At 68.0% G+C, this 1,093-nt stretch carries 3 protein-coding genes; all 3 read right to left on the bottom strand.

Going from position 1 to position 1,093, the window contains the following annotated elements; all coding sequences use genetic code 11:
• A partial coding sequence (locus KOV94_RS20405) for a prepilin-type N-terminal cleavage/methylation domain-containing protein (protein ID WP_218052906.1) occupies window positions 1-128 on the bottom strand: 128 nt, incomplete at its 3' end.
• Between the two features lie 136 nt (window positions 129-264).
• Window positions 265-693, bottom strand: coding sequence for a type II secretion system protein (locus KOV94_RS20400; RefSeq protein ID WP_124344680.1), 429 nt, complete (start codon window positions 691-693; stop codon window positions 265-267).
• A 77-nt stretch (window positions 694-770) separates the two neighbouring features.
• Window positions 771-1,093 (bottom strand): hypothetical protein (locus tag KOV94_RS20395; RefSeq protein ID WP_218053040.1); only part of this gene is annotated, 323 nt, incomplete at its 5' end.

Raw genomic sequence — 1,093 nt, 5'->3', positions numbered from 1 at the left:
CGCTGGTTCAGGAACACCGGGATCGCGATCGCCGCGAGGATACCGATGATGATGATGACGACGAGGAGCTCGATGAGCGTGAAGCCCTTGTCCTTCTCCTCGATCGACTTACGAACGCGAGCGATCATGCCCGTCTCCTTCAGTCTCAGAATTCATGTCCACACCCACCCGACGGAACGGGCTACTGCGTCATTCGGGACGGGCCAGAAGGAACTTGAGCGCAGCTCGGACGATCACCCGGTCGGCGCACCGACCGGGTGATCGTCAGGGAAGGGCGAACTCCGCGGCGCCGGCGCACCCGGTCGCGGCGGACTGCCGGACGATCCCGCCGCCCGCCTCCGACACCCAGGTGTTGCTGCCGACGCCGGTGTCGCTCCAGCCGCGCAGACAGTAGGCGTCGCCGTCGCGGACCACCTCGACGGTCGTGCCGCGCGTGATCCGCATCTCGGCGCGCACGGTCGACTCCTCCGCCGTGCCGTCGCCCTCCGTCCGGGACGCCTCGACGACGACGGCGACGTTGCGCAGGTCCGACTTCACCGCGGCGTCGAGCGCCGTCCGCCGCTGGGACACCAGGATCGGGATCGCGATCGCCGCGAGGATGCCGATGATGACGATGACGACCAGCAGCTCGACCAGCGTGAAGCCGTGGTCCCGACCACGCGCCCGCGACGCTGACCTCGTGATGTGCTCCATGTCAGCCTCCAGAAGAGAACAGGCCGGGTCGCGCGTCCGGAGGACTCGCGACCCGGCCTGCGGTCAGAGCGTCAGGCTCACGGGGCGGGTGCCGTGGAGGCCGCACCCGGCGCGCCGGGCTTCAGGCCACCGTTGCTGGTGTAGCTGAAGACCTTGGTGGCGGCCGTGTTGGCGGTCCCCTTCTCGTTGTAGCCGTTGATGGCGTACGTCTGCGAGGTGGAGTCCACGACGACCGAGATGACGTTGCCGGGGCTCAGCTTGATGTCGATCGCCGCGTTCGACGTGGCGCCGGCCGAGTTCGCCGCGATGGTGACCTTGTTGTTGGTCTGCGACGCCGTGTTGGCGGTGATGCCCGTGCTGGGGTACTGCTGCCAGTCGGTGTAGAACGTCTCGAGCTCGT

Source organism: Cellulomonas algicola, from assembly GCF_019024305.1.
GTDB classification, from domain to species: Bacteria; Actinomycetota; Actinomycetes; order Actinomycetales; family Cellulomonadaceae; genus Cellulomonas; species Cellulomonas algicola.
This window is presented reverse-complemented; position numbering and strand designations above follow the sequence as displayed.

Bases quoted from the DNA above. Each gene is read 5' to 3' on its own strand.
- KOV94_RS20400 (WP_124344680.1), bottom strand. From the start codon at position 693: ATGGAGCACATCACGAGGTCAGCGTCGCGGGCGCGTGGTCGGGACCAC.